The 24041-nt window shown below is 33.4% G+C and carries 20 protein-coding genes; 10 read left to right on the top strand and 10 right to left on the bottom strand.

Annotated elements, in window-relative coordinates; translation table 11 throughout:
* Positions 1–10: 10 nt before the first annotated feature.
* Positions 11–262 carry a type B 50S ribosomal protein L31 gene (locus B0E44_RS12615; RefSeq protein WP_077375626.1) on the bottom strand — a complete coding sequence of 84 codons (252 nt, stop codon included), beginning with the start codon at positions 260–262 and terminating at the stop codon, positions 11–13.
* A 241-nt stretch (positions 263–503) separates the two neighbouring features.
* On the opposite strand from B0E44_RS12615, the gene B0E44_RS12610 reads away from it, so the two are divergent.
* From B0E44_RS12610 to B0E44_RS12590, 5 genes are all read left to right on the top strand, one after another.
* Complete coding sequence (locus B0E44_RS12610; RefSeq protein ID WP_077375623.1) at positions 504–1034, top strand: DUF4199 domain-containing protein; 531 nt, start codon at positions 504–506, stop codon at positions 1032–1034.
* 8 nt (positions 1035–1042) lie between these two features.
* Positions 1043–1999 (top strand): glycosyltransferase family 2 protein, encoded by a 957-nt coding sequence (locus tag B0E44_RS12605; protein WP_077375620.1) that lies wholly within the window; start codon positions 1043–1045, stop codon positions 1997–1999.
* Positions 2000–2216: 217 nt separating this feature from the next.
* Positions 2217–3944: a phospho-sugar mutase gene (locus B0E44_RS12600; protein ID WP_077375617.1), complete on the top strand. Its 1728-nt coding sequence runs from the start codon at positions 2217–2219 to the stop codon at positions 3942–3944.
* Positions 3944–5773: an ABC transporter ATP-binding protein gene (locus B0E44_RS12595; RefSeq protein WP_077375614.1), complete on the top strand. Its 1830-nt coding sequence runs from the start codon at positions 3944–3946 to the stop codon at positions 5771–5773. The genes B0E44_RS12600 and B0E44_RS12595 overlap by 1 nt, the downstream gene beginning before the upstream one ends.
* A gap of 51 nt (positions 5774–5824) precedes the next feature.
* Complete coding sequence (locus B0E44_RS12590) at positions 5825–6526, top strand: DUF2971 domain-containing protein (RefSeq protein ID WP_077375611.1); 702 nt, start codon at positions 5825–5827, stop codon at positions 6524–6526.
* Positions 6527–6530: 4 nt separating this feature from the next.
* On the opposite strand, the gene B0E44_RS12585 is transcribed toward B0E44_RS12590, so the two are convergent.
* The 3 genes from B0E44_RS12585 to B0E44_RS12575 all read right to left on the bottom strand — a co-directional run bounded on the left by B0E44_RS12585 (position 6531) and on the right by B0E44_RS12575 (position 11529).
* Complete coding sequence (locus B0E44_RS12585) at positions 6531–7253, bottom strand: hypothetical protein (RefSeq protein ID WP_077375608.1); 723 nt, start codon at positions 7251–7253, stop codon at positions 6531–6533.
* Between the two features lie 103 nt (positions 7254–7356).
* Positions 7357–9777, bottom strand: a complete 2421-nt coding sequence (locus tag B0E44_RS12580; RefSeq protein WP_077375605.1) for a carboxypeptidase-like regulatory domain-containing protein — start codon at positions 9775–9777, stop codon at positions 7357–7359.
* Between the two features lie 54 nt (positions 9778–9831).
* The gene (locus tag B0E44_RS12575; RefSeq protein WP_077375602.1) at positions 9832–11529 is read right to left on the bottom strand and encodes a M23 family metallopeptidase; all 1698 of its coding nucleotides are present in this window, start codon (positions 11527–11529) and stop codon (positions 9832–9834) included.
* A 179-nt stretch (positions 11530–11708) separates the two neighbouring features.
* Between B0E44_RS12575 and B0E44_RS12570 the strand changes: the two genes are divergently transcribed.
* The 3 genes from B0E44_RS12570 to rny all read left to right on the top strand — a co-directional run bounded on the left by B0E44_RS12570 (position 11709) and on the right by rny (position 14069).
* A complete protein-coding gene (locus B0E44_RS12570) occupies positions 11709–11999 on the top strand; it encodes a hypothetical protein (protein ID WP_077375599.1) in 291 nt (96 codons plus the stop codon).
* 8 nt (positions 12000–12007) lie between these two features.
* Positions 12008–12301: a cell division protein ZapA gene (locus B0E44_RS12565; RefSeq protein WP_077375595.1), complete on the top strand. Its 294-nt coding sequence runs from the start codon at positions 12008–12010 to the stop codon at positions 12299–12301.
* Between the two features lie 205 nt (positions 12302–12506).
* Positions 12507–14069, top strand: a complete 1563-nt coding sequence (gene rny, locus B0E44_RS12560; RefSeq protein ID WP_077375592.1) for a ribonuclease Y — start codon at positions 12507–12509, stop codon at positions 14067–14069.
* Between the two features lie 114 nt (positions 14070–14183).
* Here the strand turns inward: rny and B0E44_RS12555 are convergent, their stop codons facing one another.
* From B0E44_RS12555 to B0E44_RS12540, 4 genes are all read right to left on the bottom strand, one after another.
* On the bottom strand, positions 14184–15689 hold the full coding sequence (locus tag B0E44_RS12555) for a PAS domain-containing protein (RefSeq protein ID WP_077375589.1): 1506 nt from the start codon (positions 15687–15689) through the stop codon (positions 14184–14186).
* Between the two features lie 83 nt (positions 15690–15772).
* Positions 15773–16669: a site-specific tyrosine recombinase/integron integrase gene (xerA, locus tag B0E44_RS12550; protein WP_077375586.1), complete on the bottom strand. Its 897-nt coding sequence runs from the start codon at positions 16667–16669 to the stop codon at positions 15773–15775.
* A 78-nt stretch (positions 16670–16747) separates the two neighbouring features.
* Positions 16748–17293: a porin family protein gene (locus B0E44_RS12545; RefSeq protein ID WP_077375583.1), complete on the bottom strand. Its 546-nt coding sequence runs from the start codon at positions 17291–17293 to the stop codon at positions 16748–16750.
* 305 nt (positions 17294–17598) lie between these two features.
* The gene (locus B0E44_RS12540; RefSeq protein ID WP_077375580.1) at positions 17599–18201 is read right to left on the bottom strand and encodes an outer membrane beta-barrel protein; all 603 of its coding nucleotides are present in this window, start codon (positions 18199–18201) and stop codon (positions 17599–17601) included.
* A gap of 314 nt (positions 18202–18515) precedes the next feature.
* On the opposite strand from B0E44_RS12540, the gene aroQ reads away from it, so the two are divergent.
* A complete protein-coding gene (gene aroQ / locus B0E44_RS12535; RefSeq protein WP_077375577.1) occupies positions 18516–18929 on the top strand; it encodes a type II 3-dehydroquinate dehydratase in 414 nt (137 codons plus the stop codon).
* An 85-nt stretch (positions 18930–19014) separates the two neighbouring features.
* Positions 19015–21489 carry a DUF5686 and carboxypeptidase regulatory-like domain-containing protein gene (locus B0E44_RS12530; RefSeq protein WP_077375574.1) on the top strand — a complete coding sequence of 825 codons (2475 nt, stop codon included), beginning with the start codon at positions 19015–19017 and terminating at the stop codon, positions 21487–21489.
* Between the two features lie 264 nt (positions 21490–21753).
* On the opposite strand, the gene B0E44_RS12525 is transcribed toward B0E44_RS12530, so the two are convergent.
* Together B0E44_RS12525 and murA are read right to left on the bottom strand one after the other, a co-directional pair.
* The gene (locus B0E44_RS12525) at positions 21754–22629 is read right to left on the bottom strand and encodes a cation diffusion facilitator family transporter (protein WP_077375571.1); all 876 of its coding nucleotides are present in this window, start codon (positions 22627–22629) and stop codon (positions 21754–21756) included.
* Positions 22630–22713: 84 nt separating this feature from the next.
* On the bottom strand, positions 22714–24030 hold the full coding sequence (gene murA / locus B0E44_RS12520) for a UDP-N-acetylglucosamine 1-carboxyvinyltransferase (protein WP_077375568.1): 1317 nt from the start codon (positions 24028–24030) through the stop codon (positions 22714–22716).
* Between the last annotated feature and the right edge of the window lie 11 nt (positions 24031–24041).

The raw sequence follows: 24041 nt of genomic DNA, 5'->3' as shown, positions 1-24041 counted from the left end.
CAAGTTAAAATTATTTAACGTGTTTAGCGTATTTAGTTTTGAATTTATCAATACGTCCTGCAGTATCAATAAGTTTAGATTTACCTGTGTAAAAAGGGTGAGAAGTTCTAGAAATCTCCATTTTTACAACTGGATATTCAACACCTTCGTGTATAATAGTTTCTTTAGTATCAGCAGTAGATTTAGTGATAAAAACATCTTCATTTGACATGTCTTTAAAAGCAACTAATCTGTAGTTTTCTGGGTGTACACCTTTTTTCATCTTGAATCTTTTTTATTTGTTAATCATAACTTGTCTTGAAGCTTTTCTTCTAACAGAAAAGGTATAAACACGCTATAACTTTTTGTTTTACAATATTATTTTGAGTTTGCAAATTTACACTTATTTTTCAATATACAAACCTTTGTTCAACTTTTTTTATATAGACTTAAAAATCATTTTTTACACGCCATTATATTGGGAATTGTTATATTTGTGAATTAATTTTAAAACATATAGAAATATGATTAATGAAGCCATTAAAAAGAACGGGATTACTTACGGAATTACCTTAGGTGTTATTTTAGCATTAATTACAGCTACGATGTATACAATTGACTTGAAATTATTTGTTTCTGGCTGGATAGGAGCATCAACATTTGTTATTTACTTGGTTATTGGTATTTTTTTACTTGTAAAAACAAAAAAAGATCTTAATGGTTTTCTCTCCTTTAAAGATGCATTCACTACTTATTTTATTGCCGTTTTAGCTGCTCTTTTAATTTCAACATTATTCAGTATTTTATTATTTAACGTAATTGACCCAGAGGCAAAAGATACTATAAGCGAATACCTTATAAAATATATGGCTGAAACGTTACAAAAATTTGGAACACCAGCCTCTGCAGTAAATGAAGCATTAGCAAAAATGAGAGAAACCAGTCCTTTTTCAACTTTAGAACAACTAAAAGGATTAGTTTTCAGTCTTGCACTTTACTCCATTTTAGGGTTAATTTTAGCAGCCTTTTTTAAAAGCAAAACTACACAAGAATAAAAATTTAAATGAATTTATCTATACTTATACCGCTTCTTAACGAAGAGGAATCCTTACAAGAGTTGTACACTTGGATCATTTCGATAATGAAATCTAACAATTACAGTTACGAGATCATTTTTCTAGATGACGGAAGTACAGATGAATCCTGGAATATTATATCCGGATTTGCCAATGAGAATCCCAATGTAAAAGGGATTCAGTTCATGAAAAATTTCGGAAAATCTCAAGCTTTACATGCTGGTTTTGCTAAGGCAAAAGGTGATGTAATCATCACTATGGATGCCGATTTACAGGACAGTCCGGACGAGATTCCTGGTTTGTACGAAATGATTACCAAAGAAAAATACGACTTAGTTTCGGGTTGGAAAAAGAAACGTTACGACTCTGTTGTAGCCAAAAATCTTCCTTCTAAATTATTTAATTGGGCAGCCAGAAAAACATCTGGAGTTGAATTGAATGATTTTAACTGTGGACTGAAAGCATACAAAAATGTTGTGGTAAAAAATATTGAAGTATCTGGTGAAATGCACCGATATATTCCTGTTTTGGCCAAAAATGCTGGTTTCGGAAAAATTGGAGAAAAAATAGTGCAACACCAAGCGAGAAAATATGGTGAAACCAAATTTGGAATGGAACGTTTCATAAATGGTTTCTTGGACTTGATAACGATTTGGTTTCTTTCCCGATTTGGAAAAAGACCAATGCATTTATTCGGCGCAATAGGTTCTTTTATGTTTATTCTTGGATTTTTATTGGCTGGTTATATTGGAGTTTCAAAACTATATCATATGTATATGGGAATGAAATATAGCTTAGTTACAAGCAATCCCTGGTTTTTCATTGCATTGACAACAATGGTTTTGGGAACACAATTGTTTTTGGCAGGATTTCTGGGAGAAATTATTTTGAGAACCAAAAACAACGAGGAACGTTACAAGGTTTCGACTGAGGTTAATTTTTAATTTTTTTCTTGTCTTTATAAAAACAACTTACTGAATTGAATATAAAAACTAAATTTCTCGCTTTACGGGTCTAGCCCTGATAGTAGCGACATCTTTTTTTTGATTTCTTTAGACAAGAAAAGATATAGCGAATAGCAGGACACGAACGAAGTGAACTGACGAAGTAAATAGCTCCTCGATTTGACAAAGCAGATTAACAACATAAACTAAATATAAAATGCATATACCGCAAAACATTTTAGACGCAGTAAACGAATGGTTGACACCAACATTTGACAACGAAACACATGTAGCAATCAAAGAATTAATGACTACTTCACCAAAAGAATTGGAAGAGAGTTTTTATAAAAATTTGGAGTTTGGAACTGGAGGTATGCGTGGTGTAATGGGAGTTGGAAACAACCGAATCAACAAATATACCCTTGGGAAAAGTACTCAAGGACTTTCTGATTATTTGAAAATTGCTTTTCCGAACCAACCTTTGAAAACTGTTATAGCTTTTGACTGTCGCCATAACAGTCAATCATTGGCCAAAGTGGTTGCTGATGTTTTCTCTGCAAATGGAATTCAGGTTTATTTGTTTTCGGACTTGAGACCTACTCCAGAATTGTCTTTTGCGCTTAAATATTTAGGTTGTCAATGTGGCATTGTACTAACAGCATCACATAATCCCCCAGAATACAACGGTTACAAAGTATATTGGGAAGATGGTGGACAAATTGTTCCTCCGCAAGACGGAGCTATTATTGATATTATTGAAAATTTAAATTACAACGAAATCAAATTTTCGGCAGATGAAAGTTTGATTAAATATATAGATACCGAAATTGATGAAGCTTTTGTAAAATCGTCTGTTGAAAATGCAAGTTTCAACACTCCAAAGGAAGCTAAAGACAACTTAAACATTGTTTTCACTTCTTTGCACGGAACTTCAATCATGTCTGTTCCTGCAACTTTGGAAAAGGCAGGTTACACCAATGTGAACATCGTTCCAGAACAAGCTAAACCAGATGGAAATTTTCCAACTGTAAAATCACCAAACCCAGAAGAGCCGGAAGCATTGACAATGGCACTTGCCTTGGCGGATAAACTGAACGCCGATATAGTTGTAGGTACCGACCCAGATTGTGATCGTTTGGGAGTTGCTGTTCGAAACAACGAAGGCAAAATGATCTTGTTGAACGGAAATCAAACCATGATTTTGATGACGGCTTTCCTATTGGAACAATGGAAAAAAGCTGGCAAGATAAACGGAAAACAATTTGTGGGTTCTACCATCGTTTCTACTCCAATGATTATGGAACTCGCTACAGCTTATGGTGTAGAATGCAAAGTAGGATTAACTGGCTTCAAATGGATTGCCAAAATGATTAAAGATTTTCCAGAACTGCAATTTATTGGTGGTGGAGAAGAAAGTTTTGGATACATGGTTGGTGATGCTGTTCGTGATAAAGATGCTGTTGCTGCTACTTTGTTGATTTGCGAAGTTGCGGCACAGGCCAAAGCTAAAGGAAGTTCTGTTTACAACACCTTACTACAATATTATGTAGATTTTGGATTTTACAAAGAGCATTTGGTTTCTATTACCAAAAAAGGAATGGAAGGATTGGCCGAAATCAATCAGATGATGATTTCCTTACGCGAAAATCCATTGAAAGAAATCAATGGTCAAAGAGTCGTAATGGTCGAAGACTACAAATCATCGATAGCCAAAAACTTATTTACAGGCGAAGAAGAAACTATGGATATGCCAAAATCGGATGTATTGATTTACTATACCGAAGATGGTTCTAAAATATGTGCCAGACCAAGTGGAACTGAGCCTAAAATTAAATTTTATATCAGCGTAAAAACAGAATTAGACAGCGTTGCCAATTTTACCAAAGTTGAGGAAATCTTAAACGAAAAGATTAAAAACATAATTACAGCAATGCAGTTGAGCTAATGAACAATTTTAAAAGAATATTTCCTTTTGTAATTCCGTATAAAAAGTATGCCTATATGAACATTTTTTTCAATGTTCTATACGCCCTCTTTAGTACACTTTCTTTTGTTTCCTTGATTCCGATGATGCAGGTTTTATTTGATCAAACTAAAAGAAATACTGAAATGCCGGTTTATAAAGGAATATGGGAACTCAAAAAATATGGTGAGGAATATTTAAGTTATTACATTACCCACACCACTGATACATTTGGTGTAGGACGTACTTTAACTATAATGGTCGCTATAATCATATCAATCTTTTTATTAAAAAATTTATGTGATTATCTAGCGATGTTTTTCATCACTTTTTTACGAAATGGAATTTTGAGAGACATGCGAAATGCCATGTACAAAAAGACAATTGAATTGCCATTGGCTTTCTATTCTGAAAAAAGAAAAGGTGATGTTATTTCTAGGATTTCGGGAGATGTCAATGAAGTTCAAACTTCCTTCTTGTCTATTCTGGAACTTATTGTAAAAGAGCCTCTGACTATTGTTTTTACTTTAATAACAATGGTTACGATCAGTACCCAATTAACACTTTTTGTATTTATTTTTATCCCCATTTCGGGTTATGTTATTTCCCTTATTGGAAAACAATTAAAAAAGAAATCAACCAGAGCACAAGAAGAACAAGGAATCTTTTTATCGACCATTGAAGAAACAATGGGAGGATTAAAAGTAGTAAAAGGATATAATTCCGAGAATTATTTCAACCGCGTTTTTCAAGAATCGACTCAACGTTTTTTTCTTTTATCGAATAGTATTGGTAATCGTCAAAACTTAGCTTCTCCGGCCAGTGAATTCATGGGAATTATGGTTATTGCCATTTTGCTTTGGTATGGAGGGCATATGGTTTTAATAGACAAAACACTGAATGGCGCTTCTTTCATCGCTTATATGGGATTGGCTTACAACATCCTGACTCCCGCAAAATCTATTTCGAAAGCATCCTATGCAATCAAAAGAGGAAATGCAGCTGCAGAACGTGTTTTAGAAATCTTGGATCAAGAAAATCCAATCACCAGTAAAATTGACGCTGTAGAAAAAAATACTTTCGATTCTGAAATTGAAATTCAAAACATCAACTTTAAATACGAAGATGAAAATGTATTAAAGCATTTTTCACTTACCGTAAAAAAAGGTCAAACTGTTGCGCTTGTGGGACAATCAGGAAGCGGAAAAAGTACTATTGCCAATTTGCTAACCCGCTTTTACGATGTAAATGAAGGGAGCATAGCTATCGACGGTGTTGCTATAAAAGATTTGAATTTGCAATCACTTCGTGGATTAATGGGATTGGTGACACAAGACAGTATTTTATTTAATGATACCATAAAAGCTAATATATCCTTAGGAAAACTTGATGCAACTGACGAGGAAATCATCGAAGCCCTAAAAATAGCGAATGCCTACGAATTTGTACAAGAACTCCCAAAAGGTATTTACACCAACATTGGCGACAGCGGAAACAAACTTTCCGGAGGGCAAAAACAAAGACTTTCTATTGCCCGCGCCGTGTTAAAAAACCCTCCAATCATGATTCTGGATGAAGCTACATCTGCTTTGGACACGGAAAGTGAAAAATTTGTACAAGTGGCTCTTGAAAATATGATGCAAAACAGAACTTCTATTGTAATCGCACATCGTCTTTCGACCATACAAAAGGCAGATGTTATTGTGGTTATGAAAAAAGGAAAAATTGTGGAGCAAGGAAAACACGAAGAACTTATCGCTTTGGATGGCACTTATAACAAATTGGTAACGATGCAAAGTTTTGAATCATAATTTAGATTAGTAATTTAGATTTCTAATGACTTCCCCTATATAATTCTAATTATGTATCTAAACAATCCTAACATAAAACTTCCACAAGATTCAGATACCATTGTATGGAAATATCTGGACTTGTCGAAGTTTTTGGATTTATTGCTTTCGCGAAAATTATTCATGTCCCGATCGGATAAATTTGAAGATCAATACGAAGGTACTTTTAGCGAACCTACATTTGAGGAAATCAAAAAACTTTCGATAGACAATCCTGACTTTTTAAATTACTACAAAACGCATCGGGAGAAAGTCGCTATCAGCAGTTGGCATATTAATGAATACGAATCATTTGCCATGTGGCAAATTTTTACCCAAAACAGTGAAGGACTGGCCATACAATCTACAGTAAAAAGACTTCAGGATGCCTTGATTCCCGAAAAAAATTACAAGCAGTATATTGGAGAAGTCAATTATATCGATTACAAAAAAGAATATATTCCGTTTGACGATTTGTTTTTCCCTTTTTTGTTCAAACGAAAAAGTTTTCAATACGAACGTGAGGTACGAATCATTACCGATGTGACCGAGAATACCATCAAATTAAATGATGGCCTAAAAATAAATGTGGATATTACCCAATTGATTGAAAAAATATACATCCATCCCAAATCCGAGAATTGGTATAAAAACTTGGTAATTCAGTTGGTAACGCAACTGGGTTTTGATTTTGAAATAGAAAAATCCGATTTGGAAAGCGATATTTTGATTTAGCTTTTTATATTGGATTATAGCTCTCTACTTTCCAGTCTTTATTAGCCAAATCGATGTAATTATAATGCACTACATCTTTACTGTCAAATTTCCCGTTTTTATTGGTGTCTTCAACAGTTCTAAAGTACAAACGATTTTGAGATTCAATTAGATTCCAATCAATCAATTCCTGAAAATCAGCTGAAACTTTGGTTAATTTATCTCCACTAATTTTGCTTAAATACAATGTTGTGATATCACTTACATCGAGTTTTCCGTCTTTATTGGTATCCAAATCCATCATCGAATACACCATAATTTGCTTGTTAATTTTATCGGAAACTGTTTTTAAGTACGTTGCAGTTTGAATCAAAACAGGTTTGTCTGTTAATGCTTTTATAGAATCTGAACCTATTCTTTGAAATTTAAGATTTTGTAAATATCCTGTAATTTCATACTCGGAAGCATTTGATATAGTAAAACTCAAATCATTCACACTCGAAGAACCGTATCTGTTTTTGGAGCCTTTTTCATAAACACTCAAATCACCTACTGGATGGATTAAATAATCAGTCCCCGTCATCTGTATTGGTAAATCTGCAATTTTTATTTGGGTAGAATCAGCTTTGGTGAGTTCTCTCCCAACTTTTGAAGCATCGTAAGTCACTTTCGGCTTTTCAATTTCTTCTTTACAGCTTGCTAAAAGCAAAAGCGAAATCCCAATATAGACAAAACGTGATGTTCTCATAATAATTCTAGTATTAAAAAATAAACTCAAATGTAATCATTTTTAAAAACGGAAAGGAAATATACAACAGATTTATTAATTCTGGTAATCCCGAAAAAACAGGCTACAATCTCATATTTAACTTCAAGTTAAAAACTCGGGTGGTCATATAATTTGGAATCGCATATTCTGTTTTGGTATATACATCACGAACCCAAGTATTGGTAATGGCATTTTGATTATCAAAAAGATTAAAAATTTCAAAACCCAAAGATAGCTCTTTAAAATTCTTAAAAAATTTCTTTTTGGACATCCCGACCTTTTGATCAATAAAGACTTTTGAAAACCCAACATCAACTCGTCGATAATCGTTCAATCTGTTTTGGTACAAATAGGGATCTGCATAAGCGGGTGAACCACCAGGCAATCCAGTATTGTAAACCATATTAAGATACAGTTTTAAACTTGGAATCTTTGGCATATAATCCTGGAACAAAAGCCCAAATTTTAATCGTTGATCTGTTGGTCTGGCGATATATCCTTTGTTGTCAATATTCTCTTCAGTTTTTAAATACCCAAAACTAATCCAAGAATCGGTTCCAGGAACAAATTCTCCATTAAGCCGAACATCAATCCCTTGTGCATAGGCAACAGCATTATTATCCGCAGCATAGCGTATCCTTACATTATCAACCGTATAAGGATTTACATCCGTCATTTTTTTATAATAGGCTTCGGTAACCAATTTAAATGGGCGTTTCCACATTTTGAAACTATAATCATTCCCCAAAACAATATTTAGGGATTTTTGGGCTTTAGTATCGGGTTGCACTACTCCATCATAATCACGCAACTCCCTATAAAATGGTGGCTGACTATAGATACCTGCTGTAAATCTGAAAAGCATATCTTTTTTCCAATCTGGTTTGATGGCAAATTGGGCTCTCGGACTAAAAATAGTTTGAAAATTACTAGCTAAATTATCACCTGACACTTCCCAATTTTGCATTCGTATACCCAAATTATACCAAATCTCGTTTGTTCCTAAATTGTCTTTTCGTCCCCATTGTCCATAAGCCGAAAATCTATCAATATTGGTAAAATTAGTGGCATACACATATTGATATGGAATCAGCAGTCCTGCATATGACTGATAAGGCTCGTCGTTTTTAGGCAATACAATTGGAGGTCGTATTGAAAACCCTGCCGAATCAATGACTTCCCATTCTGAAACTCTGTCTCGAATAGATTCTCTGGTGTATTTCACTCCCCATTCGATTTGATTTTGCTTCCAATTTTTAAAGCCTTTTACTTCCAAATTGGCAATTAAAGCATCCAAATCATTTCGGGCGTGATTGAGTTGGGAACCAATTCCTCTTGAAAAGGCAATATCGCCATAAGTGTCCGATCCAATATTAGTATCCACTTCCCCTAAACGATACTGTGCATAAATATCAAAATATTCTTGTTCTATCGTATGAAATACTGACCCAATAAATTTTAAGGTAAAACTATCATTCACTTGGTAAGTACTTTTTAAAGCTCCAAAATAAGTATCATATTTATCTTTTTCCTTGCCTTCGTAATAAACCGCAAGAGCCATTGGCGCATCTGCAGTACCAAAATTGGTTTGGCGAGTCAGTGGTTGGTACAAATACTTATTCTGGGAAATATTCCCCAAAAAACTCCATTGCCATTTTGGTGAAGCCTGATAATTGATATTAGTTTGAATATCTGCAAAAGTAGGAGTGTAATTCGTTTGGGTTTCTTGGCTATTGACAAGAAGACTATTATTTCTATATCTTATTCCAGTAATTGCAGACCATTTTTTATCTTTAGAAACCGCATCAACAGCAAGGCTTCCGCCTAGGAAACTCATTTCTAGAATGGCACCAAATTGTGTCGGATTTCTATAGGTGATATCCAAAACAGACGACATTTTATCACCGTACTTTGCCTGAAAACCTCCAGCCGAAAACTCTATATTTTGTACTAAATCAGTATTAACAAAACTCAATCCTTCCTGTTGCCCCGAACGAATCAGAAAAGGGCGATACACTTCAACTTCATTGACATAAACCAAATTCTCGTCATAATTTCCTCCGCGAACCGAATATTGTGTACTGAGTTCATTATTCGAATTGACTCCCGGTAATGTTTTCAGGACATTTTCTATACCCGCATTAGCACCTGGAATAAACCGTATGTCTTTGGCTTCAAAAGTAAGAATCCCTTGAACCGATTTTTTATTATTATTTATAACAACCTCCCCCATCTGTTCTGCCTGATCATTCATATACATATTAAATACATATACTTCATTGGGCAGCAGAGAAATTTTCAGACTTGCTTTTTTCAACGAAACATGAGTAAATTCGACTATAACACTTTGATTGGATGGAACAGCAATCTGATAAAATCCCTTTTTATCGGTTTGATTGCTGTTATTGGCACAAATCACATTCACACCCTCAACCGGATGATTCTTTTCATCCAAAACAATACCTTTTACATAAGCCGTTTGGGAATATGCATTTATTCCCATACCCAAAAAAACAAAACAATACAGGGATTTAATAATATTCAATTGATTTCGCTTTTACTTTTTTTGATTTCTTAGAAAATGAGTTTCAAAGGTAGCAGAATTCCCTACATTATCAACCACGACTACTTTTAATTCATTGTCTCCTTCAGCTACGATTCCGTCACTAAAATCATGGGTTAAAAGTTTTGTTTTGTTGTCATATTCCATCAAAATCCATTTCCCGTTAAGATAACCATTATATGATTTTATTCCAGACATACCATCTGAAATACTCACTTGAAGTCTTTTTTGGTTATCCAATCGTTTTCCTTCAATAGATTTTGCAATCTTAATAACCGGCGTAATGGTGTCTAAAACTAATTTATACTGACCTAATGTTTTAACCCTAATCTCATACACATTATCTTTCTTTCGAGTTGTATTGTAACTTACCCTTCCTCCATCTATTCGCCCAATAAACACTTTGTCTTTTTGACCTAAAGAAAAACTATCATTCTCAATACTAATTGTAAAATTTGTATGCGCTGGAACCGTATCGTCATGTACAGTCAAAACACCATTCTTTGCATCAAAATTCAAATTGAAGTCGTTGTAAAAAGTCCCAGCAGGAAAGAAAACGGAACATTTATCTTTTTCAAAAAAACAATCTTTAGAAGCTTTTACAACATAATTAGAAACTACTGGTTCGTTTTCGATTATAGTTGTAAGAATGTCATATTCTACAGGAATTGCAATTTTAGTTTTATTTCCAAAAAAATCAGAAACCTCCAAATTACAAACCGAAGTTAAGTTAGGCACAACAGAAACAACACCATTTTCAGCATCCGTTTTTATAATACTTAAATTATAAGGAGGATCCATAAACAACTTTTGAATCCTTTGCCCCGTTTTTTTGTAACGTGAGTAATCGATTAAAGCATTTATGTATCTCATCTCATCAAAAGCATAGGTATTAAATTGATAGCCGAAAATAGATTTTCCGTTGCAGGACAAATTAACGTCAAAAACACCGTTTCTATTAAAAGAGACATCATCATAATCGAACGCTATAATACCAAAACCTATTTTTCCATTAGAAATAACTTTATCTGCCAAATAGGTTCCGTCTTTTTGCAAGGACAAATTAACTGGAATAGGTCGTTGCGAATTATTGACTGTTGTTTTTGAATCCAAAGGAAAAGCATACAAATTGGAAACTATCGGTTTCTTGGAATCTTTTAACAAGGCATCAAAACCAAAAAACATAGGATTGATGATTTTCTCCGTTTTTGTATCTCGAAATTCAAAATGCAAATGAGGCCCTTCGGAAGCACCAGAATTCCCAGAAAGTGCAATCAATTGTCCTTTTTTGACAGGCATTTCATTGGGTTTGAAATACATTTCAATTTCAAAAGACTGTTCTTTATAATGCGTTTTCTTTATAAAACTTTCGATCGAATCAGTTGCTTTTTGCAAATGACCATATACTGAAGTAAACCCATTTGGATGATCAATGTAAATTGTCTTTCCGTTCCCAAAAGTGGAAATCTTGATTCTGGAAACATATCCATCTGCCACTGCATACACGTTTAAGCCTTCTTTTTGAAGGGTTTTAATATCAAAACCCGCATGAAAGTGATTAGGCCTCAATTCACCAAAATTTCCAGACAATTGCAACGGAATATCCAATGGAGGAGAGAAATAATCTTTAGGGTAATCCGTTTGAGCAAAAAGGGTAGTGGTGAATACTAGTAAAAAAAAAGAAAATTTCATGGAATAGATTTTTGCTAAGATAAAAAAAGCAAGTAAACCCCACAAGACAAAACAAAACCAAAACACAATAATCTGATTTTTAAATAATTGATTAATTTAGTGTAAAAAAAGCGATAAAATATTGCAATAATAAAAAGGAATACTAACTTTGTAAGATTAAGTAATGAATAGGAATTATAATGAGTGTGATTGCAGAAATAATTGATACTCTTGAAAATAAGATTGGAAAACTTTTTTTAAAAATAAAAAGTTTAGAAAAAAACAATCAAGAATTACATATAGAGTTAAAGAACGCTGCAGTGTTGATACAAAATCAGTCCAAAGAGATTGAAGCATTAAAAACACAATTAGAAACACTCAAAATAGCCAATGCATTATTAGGCAGTGACGACAATAAAAGAGATACAAAGCTTAAAATAAATTCAATAATTCGTGAAATTGATTACTGTATAGCTCAGCTATCAGACTAGTAAAAAATATGGACGAAAAGCTTAAAATTAAAATATCAATTGCTGACAGAGTTTACCCGTTAACGGTAGATTTCTCTCAGGAAGAAGGATTAAGAAGTGCTTCTAAGAAAATTGATGCAATGATTAAGCAGTTTGAAGAAAATTATGCTGTGCGGGATAAACAAGATGTATTGGCCATGTGCGCTTTACAATTTGCATCTCAAGCAGAACAAAAACAGATTGATAATACCATAAATGGTGACGAAACCATTGAAAGATTAAACAAAATCAATTTGCTTTTAGACGAATATCTCGAAAATTAAACGTTCTTTACAAAGACTAAGATACTGCCTACATTAGTTCATATTGGTAAACTCAACACTAACAATTTAGAATGAGCAAATCATCACTACTATAGTATGCCACGCTTCGGCGAGGAAACTTGAACAGTGAGTTAGCTCAAAACTTGTCTTTTCGAGTTTATACAACTTCTAATGTAGGCTTTTTTATATATAAATTTTAACAAACATGGACATCTTAACAATAATTATTTCAGGAATTACGGGTATTGCAGCAGGATTTGGCATCGCCAAAATCATCGAAAAAAGCAACATCTCTAATTTGATTAAAAGTGCAAAAAAAGAAGCAGCCTCAATACTAAAAGACGCCAATCTTGAAGCCGAAAACATTAAAAAAGATAAAATTCTTCAAGCAAAAGAAAAATTTATTGAATTAAAATCGGAGCATGAACAAGTAATTCTAGCCAGAGACAAAAAAGTAGCCGAAGTAGAAAAAAGAGTTCGTGACAAAGAATCACAGATTTCAAATGAATTATCAAAAGCTAAGAAAGTAAACGATGATTTTGAAGCAAAAACAGCAGAATACACCTCTAAAATTGAAAATTTAGAAAAAAAACAAATAGAAGTAGACAAACTGCACAAAAGCCAATTGCAACAACTGGAAGTTATCTCTGGATTATCTGCTGACGAAGCCAAAGAACAACTAGTTGAAGGCTTAAAAGCAGAAGCTAAAAGCAAAGCAATGTCGCATATTCAAGACACCATTGAAGAAGCGAAATTGACCGCACAGCAGGAAGCCAAAAAAATTATCATCAACACTATCCAAAGAGTTGGTACCGAAGAAGCCGTAGAAAACTGCGTTTCGGTTTTCAACATAGAATCGGATGATGTAAAAGGAAGAATTATTGGACGTGAAGGAAGAAACATCAGAGCTCTTGAAGCTGCAACTGGAGTTGAGATTATTGTTGACGATACTCCTGAAGCCATTATTCTTTCTTGTTTTGATCCGGTACGTAGAGAAATTGCTCGTTTGGCACTTCACAAATTAGTTACAGACGGACGTATTCACCCAGCTCGTATTGAAGAAGTGGTTGCCAAAACAACTAAACAAATTGATGACGAAATCATTGAAGTAGGTAAACGTACTGTAATAGATTTAGGAATCCACGGATTACACCCAGAGTTAATAAAAGTAGTTGGTAGAATGAAATATCGTTCTTCATACGGACAAAACTTATTGCAACACTCCCGTGAAGTTTCCAAACTTTGCGGAATTATGGCTGCCGAATTAGGATTGAATGTTAAACTTGCCAAAAGAGCTGGATTACTTCACGATATTGGTAAAGTACCAGATGCAGAAAGCGATTTACCACACGCATTGTTAGGAATGCAATGGGCTGAAAAATATGGTGAGAAAGAAGAAGTTTGTAATGCAATTGGAGCTCACCACGACGAAATAGAAATGAAATCATTACTATCTCCTATTATTCAGGTTTGTGATGCTATTTCGGGTGCTAGACCAGGTGCAAGAAGACAAGTTTTGGATTCTTACATACAACGTTTAAAAGATCTTGAAGAAGTTGCTTACGGGTTCAGCGGTGTCAAAAATGCTTATGCCATTCAAGCCGGTAGAGAACTTCGTGTTATTGTAGAAAGCGAAAAAGTATCTGATGATAACGCAGCTAATTTATCGTTTGAAATTTCTCAAAAAATACAAACTGAAATGACTTATCCAGGTCAAGTGAAAGTTACCGTAATTAGAGAAACAAGAGCTGTGAATATCGCTAAATAAACGACAATCTATTGCAAAAGCGACAGAGTGTAAAATACCAAAAAATCCAAATCCCAATTTATCAACAATTGGAATTTGGGTTTTTTATTTAGATGTCTTTTTATACAAAAACTATTACTCTTTTTTGAAATAAATTTTAAAAGTAGATCCAAAATCAAGAGTGCTTTCAACTTCAATTTTACCTCCCATATTTTCAATTTGGTTTTTGGTGAGGTATAGACCAACTCCTCTCGCATCATTGTTTCTGTGGAAAGTTTTATACAATCCAAAAATAGAGTCTTTGTGTTTTTCGAGATCAATGCCCAATCCATTATCCTTTACATTCAAAACAACAAAATCATCATTGGCTTCGGTGGTAAAAATAATTTTGGACTGGTCTTTATTGGGGTCTGAATATTTAATCGCATTAGTTACCAAATTCAACATGATGCTTTCCAAATAGGCAGGAACACACACTACTTTTAGGGAATTTGGGACATAATTAAGAACCTGAATCGATTTTAGCTTGATTGACTCATTCAAAACATCAAGAACTTTATCAATAAAGCCATTAATCTTCAATTGCTGCTTATCATTTTCTTTCTCTGCATAAATACTCACCAAATCATTTAAATTCTCGATAGTTGAAAATAACTCATCCGATACAATTTTAATATTACTCATTGTATCTACATCCGACAAAAGCCCTTCGTTATGCAAGTCCAATAATGATTTTATATTCCCGCTATGAGTCCTTAAATTATGGGAAACGATATGCGCAAAATTCAGCAACTTGTTATTCTGAGTATTTACAATTTCGAGCATTTTGGCAAGCTCAATTTCTTTTTCCTTTTGAGCAGATATATCGGTATGGGTACCTACGATTCGCAAAGGTTTGTCATCATCATCTCTTTCTATTACTTTACCCCTATCCAAAATCCATTTGTATCTACCGTTACACATAACGCGGTGGCAGGTTTCATAAAAAGGGATTTTATTATCAAAATGCAGGTTTATGTTTCCGTAATATTCTTCCCTGTCGTCTGGGTGCACTCTTTCGTCCCATTCTTCGGGAGCGGCAACAAGGTCTGATTCCGTTAGTTCCAAAATTTTCATCGATTCTGAGGAATAGTAGACTTTGTTCGTAATCAAATCCCAATCCCAGACCCCCCTATCCGAGGCTTGTACTGCAAAATGATATCTTTCATCAGCTACCTTTAATCGGATCTCTTGTTCTTTTACTACTGTTATGTCCGAAATCAATCCATAAAAAACTACCTCATCATTATCGTTTTTCTTGGGTGTGGCATCAATACGAATCCATTTATATCCACTTTCCGGCATTAGCAGCCTGAAATCAATTTCCCATTTTTCATTGCTTGAAATGGCTTTTTCATAGGAATCCAAAAAACTTTTAAAATCAGGCTCATAGATTTTATAATTCGATAATTTATATGAATCTTCCAGAAATTCATTTATCGAAAATTCATTTAAAAACTCAATGGGTTTACTCAAAAAATCAACAGCTATATGTTTTTGAGAATTAATTCGTATTTGAAAAATTATATTAGGAAGTTGTTTAATTAAACTTTCATATAATTTATTTAAATCTTCTGGTGTTTTATTGGCTGTAAAAATCATAACTTATGATACTTCTTAGTGTATTAACAAAAATATCAAATCTTAGATAGATAACGTTATAAAAATCATATTTAATACAGAAATTACTTTCTTGGATGATAAGTATTCATCACTTCCGTTAAAAATTTTCTATCCAAATGAACATAAATCTCTGTTGTAGTAATCGATTCGTGCCCAAGCATTAATTGGATCGAACGCAAATCGGCACCGTTTTCCAACAGATGAGTAGCAAAAGAATGCCTGAAAGTATGGGGACTTATTTTTTTATTCAAATTTATTTTTACCGCCAAATCCTTAATAATAGTAAAAATCATCGCACGAGTCAATTGGCGTCCTCTTCTGTTTAAGAACAAAGTATCTTCAAAACCTTTTTGAATGTTAAGATGAACTCGCACTTCATTTCTATAAATTCCAATATATTTTTGGGTCAAATCTCCAACTGGAACAAAACGTTGCTTATTGCCTTTTCCGGTAATTTTTATAAATCCTTCTTCAAAAAACAAATCGGATATTTTTAAGGCAACCAATTCGGAAACCCGAAGTCCACAACCGTATAAAGTTTCCAATAAAGCTCTGTTACGTTCCCCTTCATTCGAACTCAAATCGATAGCCGAGATAAGTGCATCGATTTCCTCGACTGCCAAAGTATCGGGTAGTTTACGTCCTGTTTTGGGAGATTCCATCAATTCTAAAGGATTATCATTTCTAAAATCTTCAAATATTAAATAAGAAAAAAAACTTTTTAATCCAGAAATTATTCTAGCCTGAGATCTTGGATTTACTTCTTTGGAAACTGCATAAATGAATTGTTGTACTGTTTCCTCATTAATGACTATAGGTGATACTTGAATTGAATTTTGATTTAAAAACAAGCATAACCGCTCAATATCAAAAGAATAATTGTCAATGGTGTTTTTTGACAAACCTCTTTCAATCTTAAGATAAGACTGATAACTCTTTAAATACGATTCCCACTTCATTCCAACAAAGTAAGGACTTTTTTGGGTAAAAAAAAACCTCCCAAGTTGGGAGGTTAAATTTTGATTCCTAATAAAATATTAGAATTTATATCCTAAAGATACAGAGAAAACACCGTTTTTAACTGAATCATCAGAAATATCAACATCATATACATTTGTTAAACCAAGATTGTATCTTAATCCAGCAGATAAATTTTCAGTAAAATCATATCCTGCACCAAAGTTGAAGCTAAAATCTGTTGAACTCACGAAATCTTTAACATCTTCACCTTCATATTCTGCTGACACTAAAAATCCAATTTGCGGACCAGCTTCTACACTAAAAGATTTAGCTACATAATATTTGGCCATTACTGGAATATTAATATAATCTAAATTAAAATTTTCCCCTTCACTTTCAGACCCTTGAGTAGAAAACATTAACTCAGGTTGAACTGCGAATTTTTCAGAAACTTTAATTTCAGCAAAACCACCAACTTGAAAACCTACTAATGAAGATGCATCATCAACATCTCCTGTAAGAGTTGAAACGTTTAATGCAGCTTTTACTCCAAATTTAACACCTTGTGCATTTGTAAATCCAAATGCTAAAACAGCAACTGCTGATAAAATAATTTTTTTCATTTTTTTTTATTATAATGGTTATTTTCGGCAAATGTATTGTTATTTTTTTTTCTTTAATAAAAAAATAACAGTATTTTTCATATTTATCCCAACAAAAACGCTAATCTTTTGACAATCAACAACATTGTCTTTTATTACAATGAACGAAAAATTAATAATAATTATAGTAATAAAAGTTAATTAATACCTACAATAATTTTAAAGACCTTTTCTATTTAAAATTGAGCCAACTACTAGTTAAAAAAACTTTTGCATATAAAAAAGCCTCTCGAATTGAGAGGCTTTGATAAACTAAAATAATCAAATTACCATTTGTACAATAGTCCAAATTTTGGTTGAGCAAAAACATTGTTGAATAAATTCACATTAATCACTAAGTCACTAGTACTTGAACCATTTTCAGGGTTTGCATTATTATAGCTTAAAATTTCAGCTAAAGTAAATGTCGCAGCCCACTTTGGTGTGAAAAAATAATTGATACCCAAATCAATATTGGCTTTAATACCATTATTCATATTAGTAGAACCATTCATATATTCTAATTTTGTATGGTTGTACCCCAATCCAGCTTCTCCAAATGCCTTGAAATTTCCTAGATTCAAGAAATAATATCTTGCAAACACTCCAATACCGTATGAGCTTGATTTGTCAAGATTATTACTGTTAGGCAAATAAGACACTGATGAGATGTTAAAATCAGCACCTACAGCCCATTTTTCATCTAAAAAATAACCAAATTTGGGTGTTAACGCAAAATAATCGTTACTGCTGTCTCCAGTAGTCAAAGTAATTCCACCCTCAAGCCACATATCTCCTTTTGAAAAAGTAGCTTTAGTCATTCCTGATTCTTGAGCATTTGCAAAACTAAAAGCAAAAACTGTTACCAATAATAAAATAATTTTTTTCATTTTTTTTTTATTTTGTTTGTTAATACGTCTATAAATGTACGAAATACCAGTTAGTATTTATCAAATAAAACTTAATTTAATGTTAAAACAAGCTCCTAAAATTTTATTTTTTAAAATTCAACAAAAACATAAACCACTTAACAAAAGCACCTTATAATAAAACAAAAAGAACAAATCACTTAACAAAATTCAAAAAGAGACTTTTTTTCTAACAAAAACACAACAATCCGTTTAATTTGAAAAAATAATAGCTTTTAGACAAAAAGTGCATCTTTAATCTATATGGATTATTTATTTTTACAAAAACAAAACTTATGAAAATAGCCATCCTTAATGGTCCGAATTTAAATTTATTGGGAAAAAGAGAACCTGAAATTTATGGCTCTCAAACATTTGAAGATTATTTTGAAATTTTAAAAAACAAATTCCCTCAATTAGAATTAATCTATTATCAAAGCAATATTGAAGGAGAATTAATTGGTAAAATACAGGAACTGGGATTTACTTATGACGGAATAATTCTTAATGCTGGCGCATATACTCACACTTCTGTCGGGATTGGAGATGCAATAAAAGCGGTTACAACGCCAGTGATTGAAGTTCACATATCAAACACTTATGCACGTGAAAGTTTCAGACATCAATCCTATATTTCTGGAAATGCTAAAGGAGTGATTTTAGGTTTTGGGTTAAAAAGCTATGATTTGGCTATAGAAGCATTTTTGTAATATTTTTATATAAACTTTAACAGAATTCCCTCAATATTCTCGTAACATACTTACAAAAAAGCGTCAAACATAAAAATTAAAATTTATGAAAAACGCTTTTTTGTACTTTCTATTGTTTTTATCCTTTTATGCCACAGCCCAAATAAAAGGCACGGTCACAGATGAAAAAGGAAATCCTTTACCGTTGATTAATGTTTTTGAAGAGAACACCTATAACGGAACAACCACAAACGAGCAGGGAAAATATCAGCTACATTTAAAATCTTCTGGCAAGAATAAAATTGTTTTCCAATATTTGGGCTTTAAAACTCAAAAAATAGAAGTTCCAGCTGAAAAATCAGCATCTCCTCTGGATGTAAAAATGATTGAAGAAAACTTTTCACTTAATGAAGTAATAATTCATACGAAAGATAATCCAGCAAATGCAATCATAAAAAAAGCAATTGCCAGCAAAAAAGAAAATACCCGCAAAACATCACGCTTTAAAGCCGATTTTTATTCGAAAGGAATTTTTAAACTGAAAAATGCTCCTAAAAAAATATTCGGTCAGAAGATAGGCGACATGAATGGCGCTTTAGATTCTACTGGAACTGGAATCATATCGCTCTCTGAAACATTTTCTAAAATTGTCTATGAAAAGCCAAACAATCTGAAAGAAGTTGTTACGGCTTCAAAAGTAAGCGGAGACAACAAAGGATATGCATACAATACCGCAAGATCTTCGTTTTATGATTTTTATGACAATACTATCCGTTTTGGCATCAATATGATTTCGCCAATAGCAGATAATGCATTCAACTATTATAAGTATAAATTGGAAAGCACTTTTGTCGATGAAAACAGTCAAACGATCAATAAAATAAAAGTCATTGCCAAAAGAGATAAAGAACCTGTTTTTGAAGGTTACATTTATATTGTAGATGATTCATGGGCTATTTATGCCATAGATTTAGACATAAAAGGCTACCGGATGAAGGAAGATGTTATTGATGTAATGACGCTGAAGCAAAACTTCAGCTACAATAAAAACAACAAAATTTGGGCAAAAAACACACAAAGTCTTGAATTTAGTGCTGGAATATTTGGAATTAAATTCAACGGACAGTACACTTACGTCTACAACAATTATGAGTTTGTTGATTCCTTTGACAAAAAAACATTCACCAACGAAATTACGACAGTCGATATAAATTCGAATAAAAAAGACACTGTTTTCTGGAACGCAAACAGACCCATTCCTTTAACAACCGAGGAAATTACCGATTATGTAAGGAAAGACAGCATTCACAAAGTTCGTAACTCTCCAAAATACTTGGATTCAATTGATAAGAAAGAAAACAAGTTTAAATTCTTTGACCCTATTACTGGTTATACATACAAAAGCAGTTCAAAAAAATTCTCTTTGGGATATAAAGGCTTGCTTGACCTCAGCTCATTAAGCTTCAATACAGTGCAGGGATGGAATTTTGATACCGGTTTCTCCTATTCCAACTGGAAGCAGGAAGAAAAAGGACGCCAAACCAACATCGATGTAAAAATTAATTATGGATTTTCAGAAGATCGCCTTCGTGTTAGCGGAAAATATTGGCACCAATTCAACAATCAAAATTATGCGAATATAAAAGTTGCCGGAGGAAGCACAGTACAGCAATTTAATCGGGAGGAACCCATCAGTCCATTTATAAATTCCATCAGTACTTTGTTTTTCAAGGACAATTACATGAAATTATATAATTTAGAGTTTGCCGAAATTGAGTATGGTCAAGACGTAGCAAACGGAGTTTATCTAAAAGGGAAAATCGATTTTGAGCAGCGAAAACCATTATTCAACACAACCGATTTTTCTTTTTTCAATAAAGAGGATATATACTTTTCAAACAATCCCTTAGATCCCATTGACTATACTAATCCTGGATTCGAAAAACACAGTTTGGCAAAATTGAATTTGACTGCCAAAATAAATTTTGGTAACAAATATGCTTCTAGACCAGACGGAAAATTTAATATTAGAAACAAAAAATATCCTATTTTATTTTTAGGATTTGAGAAAGGATTTGCCGGAAGCGAAAAGAAATATGAATTTAGCCAAATCAATGCACAATTAAAATACAACTATACTTTTGGAAATAAAGGCGATTTTGGATTAAACCTTAAAGCTGGAAAATTCTTTAATGCCGAAAATATTGCTTTTATGGATTATCAACATTTCAACGGAAATCAAACCTATGTTGGACTATCCGGAAATTATCTGAATGTATTTAATTTAATGCCTTATTACTCAAACAGCACAAATGACAGTTATTTAGAGTTCCATACTGAGCACAATGACAGAGGATTTATAATGAACAAAATCCCTTTGCTAAACCTGCTAAAATCAAACTTAGTTGTGGGCTATCATTTACTGGCGGTACCCAATACCAGTCCTTATTCAGAGTACAGTGTAGGCTTGGACAACTTGGGCTTTGGAAAATTAAAAATGTTCCGAATCGATTATGTTCGTTCGTATCAAAACGGATTCCAAAATGAAGGTGTAATCGTAGGGATAAAATTCATGGATTAGATAAAAATCGTTTAGCTCACATATGGGCGTGACCTGTAGTCTCGTCCCAAAAGACGAAACTACGGGTCGGGCTTTCCGTTCCCGCTTTTTTTATCCCGCAAAAAAGCGGGATAAAAAAGAGCTCCACTTTAATCCCTCACGCGGGCAAGTGCAAGCCAATAAATTTGTATAAATTAAGTATTTCAATTTTCAAAATCAAAACAGCAATAAAAAAACCAATACTTTTAAAATAGTATTGGTTTTGTCTTTTAAGCTAAAATCTATTTAATTAGGTTCAATATGAATTAAAACATGACCTAACTCAGGTATTTTCTCCCGAAGAGTATCTTTGAGTAAATGAGACAAATCATGTCCTTCTTTTACCGATATATCTCCATTTACTCTAGCATGAAGATCAACATGATATTTCATTCCAGCTTTACGGATAAAACATTTTTCGGTATCGATAATTCCATCCACTTGATGAGAGACTTGTCTAATTTCTTCAACCAAATCGTCATACAAATGTTCGTCCATGATTTCACCAAGTGCAGGTCTAAAAATCAGGTAACTATTATACAAAATGAAAACTGATGCAAACAGTGCCGCCCAATCATCGGCAGATTCATATCCTTTTCCTAAAAACAATGCAATCGAAATCCCAATAAAAGCAGCTATCGAAGTCAGAGCATCGCTTCTGTGATGCCAGGCATCAGCTTTGAGAGAAGAACTATTGGTTTCTTTACTCCTTTTCATTACCAATCGAAACGAATACTCTTTCCAAAGAATAATGGCACCAAGTATATAAAGCGTCCACGATTTTGGCAATTCGTGTGGCGTTTGAATATTTATAATACTCTCATACCCTATGATTGTAGCAGAAGTAATCAAAAATCCAACAACCAAAAAGGTAATCAGTGGCTCTGCTCTTCCATGTCCGTATGGATGATTCTCATCTGCCGGTCTACTGGAATATTTTATACCAAATAAAACCAAAAGTGAAGCAAAAATATCCGTTGTAGATTCAATTGCATCTGCAACTAGGGCATAGGAATTTCCGAAAAAGCCAGCTAACCCTTTTATAAGAGCCAAAGAAGTATTTCCAATTATGCTAAAATAAGTCGCCTTTATCGCTTTTTGTTCGTTAATTCTATCCACCATACTTTTTTCTGCTAAAAATCGCTTAAACAAACTATTTTCGAATGAAAATTAAATTTATTTAAGCGATTTTTAAATTGTTATTTCTTATTGTTTTTCTCGAACTATTTTTGCTCCTATTGCTCTTAAACGTTCGTCTATGCGCTCGTATCCTCTATCAATTTGTTCAATATTTTGGATTGTGCTGGTTCCTTTGGCAGATAGTGCTGCAATCAATAATGAGATTCCTGCACGAATATCAGGAGAAGACATTGTTGTTGCTTTTAAAACGGATTTAAAATCATGACCTATAACTACAGCTCTATGCGGATCACACAGCATGATTTTGGCTCCCATATCAATCAATTTGTCAACAAAGAACAAACGGCTTTCAAACATTTTTTGGTGAATCAAAACATCTCCTTTGGCTTGCGTAGCAACTACTAATATGATGCTCAATAAATCGGGTGTAAATCCTGGCCAAGGTGCATCGGCGATAGTAAGAATTGAACCATCAATATCCGTTTTCACTTCGTATCCATCTTTATGTTCTGGAATGTAAATATCATCTCCTCTTTTTTCTAATGTAATTCCTAATTTTCTGAACACACTTGGAATCACCCCTAAATTTTCCCAGCTTACATCTTTGATTGTAATTTCGCTTCTTGTCATAGCCGCAAGACCAATCCAAGAACCAATTTCGATCATATCCGGTAAAATTCTATGAACACAACCACCTAGTTTTTCAACTCCTTCAATTGTCAATAAATTAGATCCAACTCCAGTAATATTGGCTCCCATAGAGTTCAACATTTTACAAAGTTGTTGCAAATAAGGCTCACAGGCAGCATTGTAAACAGTTGTTTTTCCTTTGGCCAAAACTGCGGCCATAACGATATTGGCAGTTCCAGTTACAGATGCTTCATCCAATAACATATCAGCTCCGACAAGTCCATCTGGAGCTTCAACTCCATAAAAATGGTCTTCTCTGTTGTATCGGAATTTGGCTCCTAAATTGATGAATCCTTCAAAATGGGTATCCAATCTTCTACGTCCAATTTTGTCACCGCCTGGTTTTGGGATATACCCTTTTCCAAAACGTGCCAAAAGCGGCCCAACAATCATAATGGAACCACGAAGTGAACCACCTTCTTTCTTGAAAGCTTCAGTTTCTAGATATCCTACATTTACCTCATCGGATTGAAAAGTATAAGAACCATGTCCTAGTTTTTCTATTTTAACTCCCAAATTTCCCAAAAGGGTTATCAATTTATTAATATCGATAATATCAGGGATATTGTTGATTGTTATTTTTTCTGGCGTTAAAAGTACTGCACACAAAATTTGCAATGCTTCGTTTTTCGCTCCTTGCGGTATTACTTCCCCTTTTAGATGAACTCCTCCTTCTATTTTGAAAACTTCCATGTTTTAATTTT

It is taken from the genome of Flavobacterium sp. A45 (assembly GCF_002001005.1).
Lineage (GTDB): Bacteria > Bacteroidota > Bacteroidia > Flavobacteriales > Flavobacteriaceae > Flavobacterium.
Note: the sequence above shows the minus strand (reverse complement) of the source record. Positions and strands in the feature narration are given on the sequence as shown.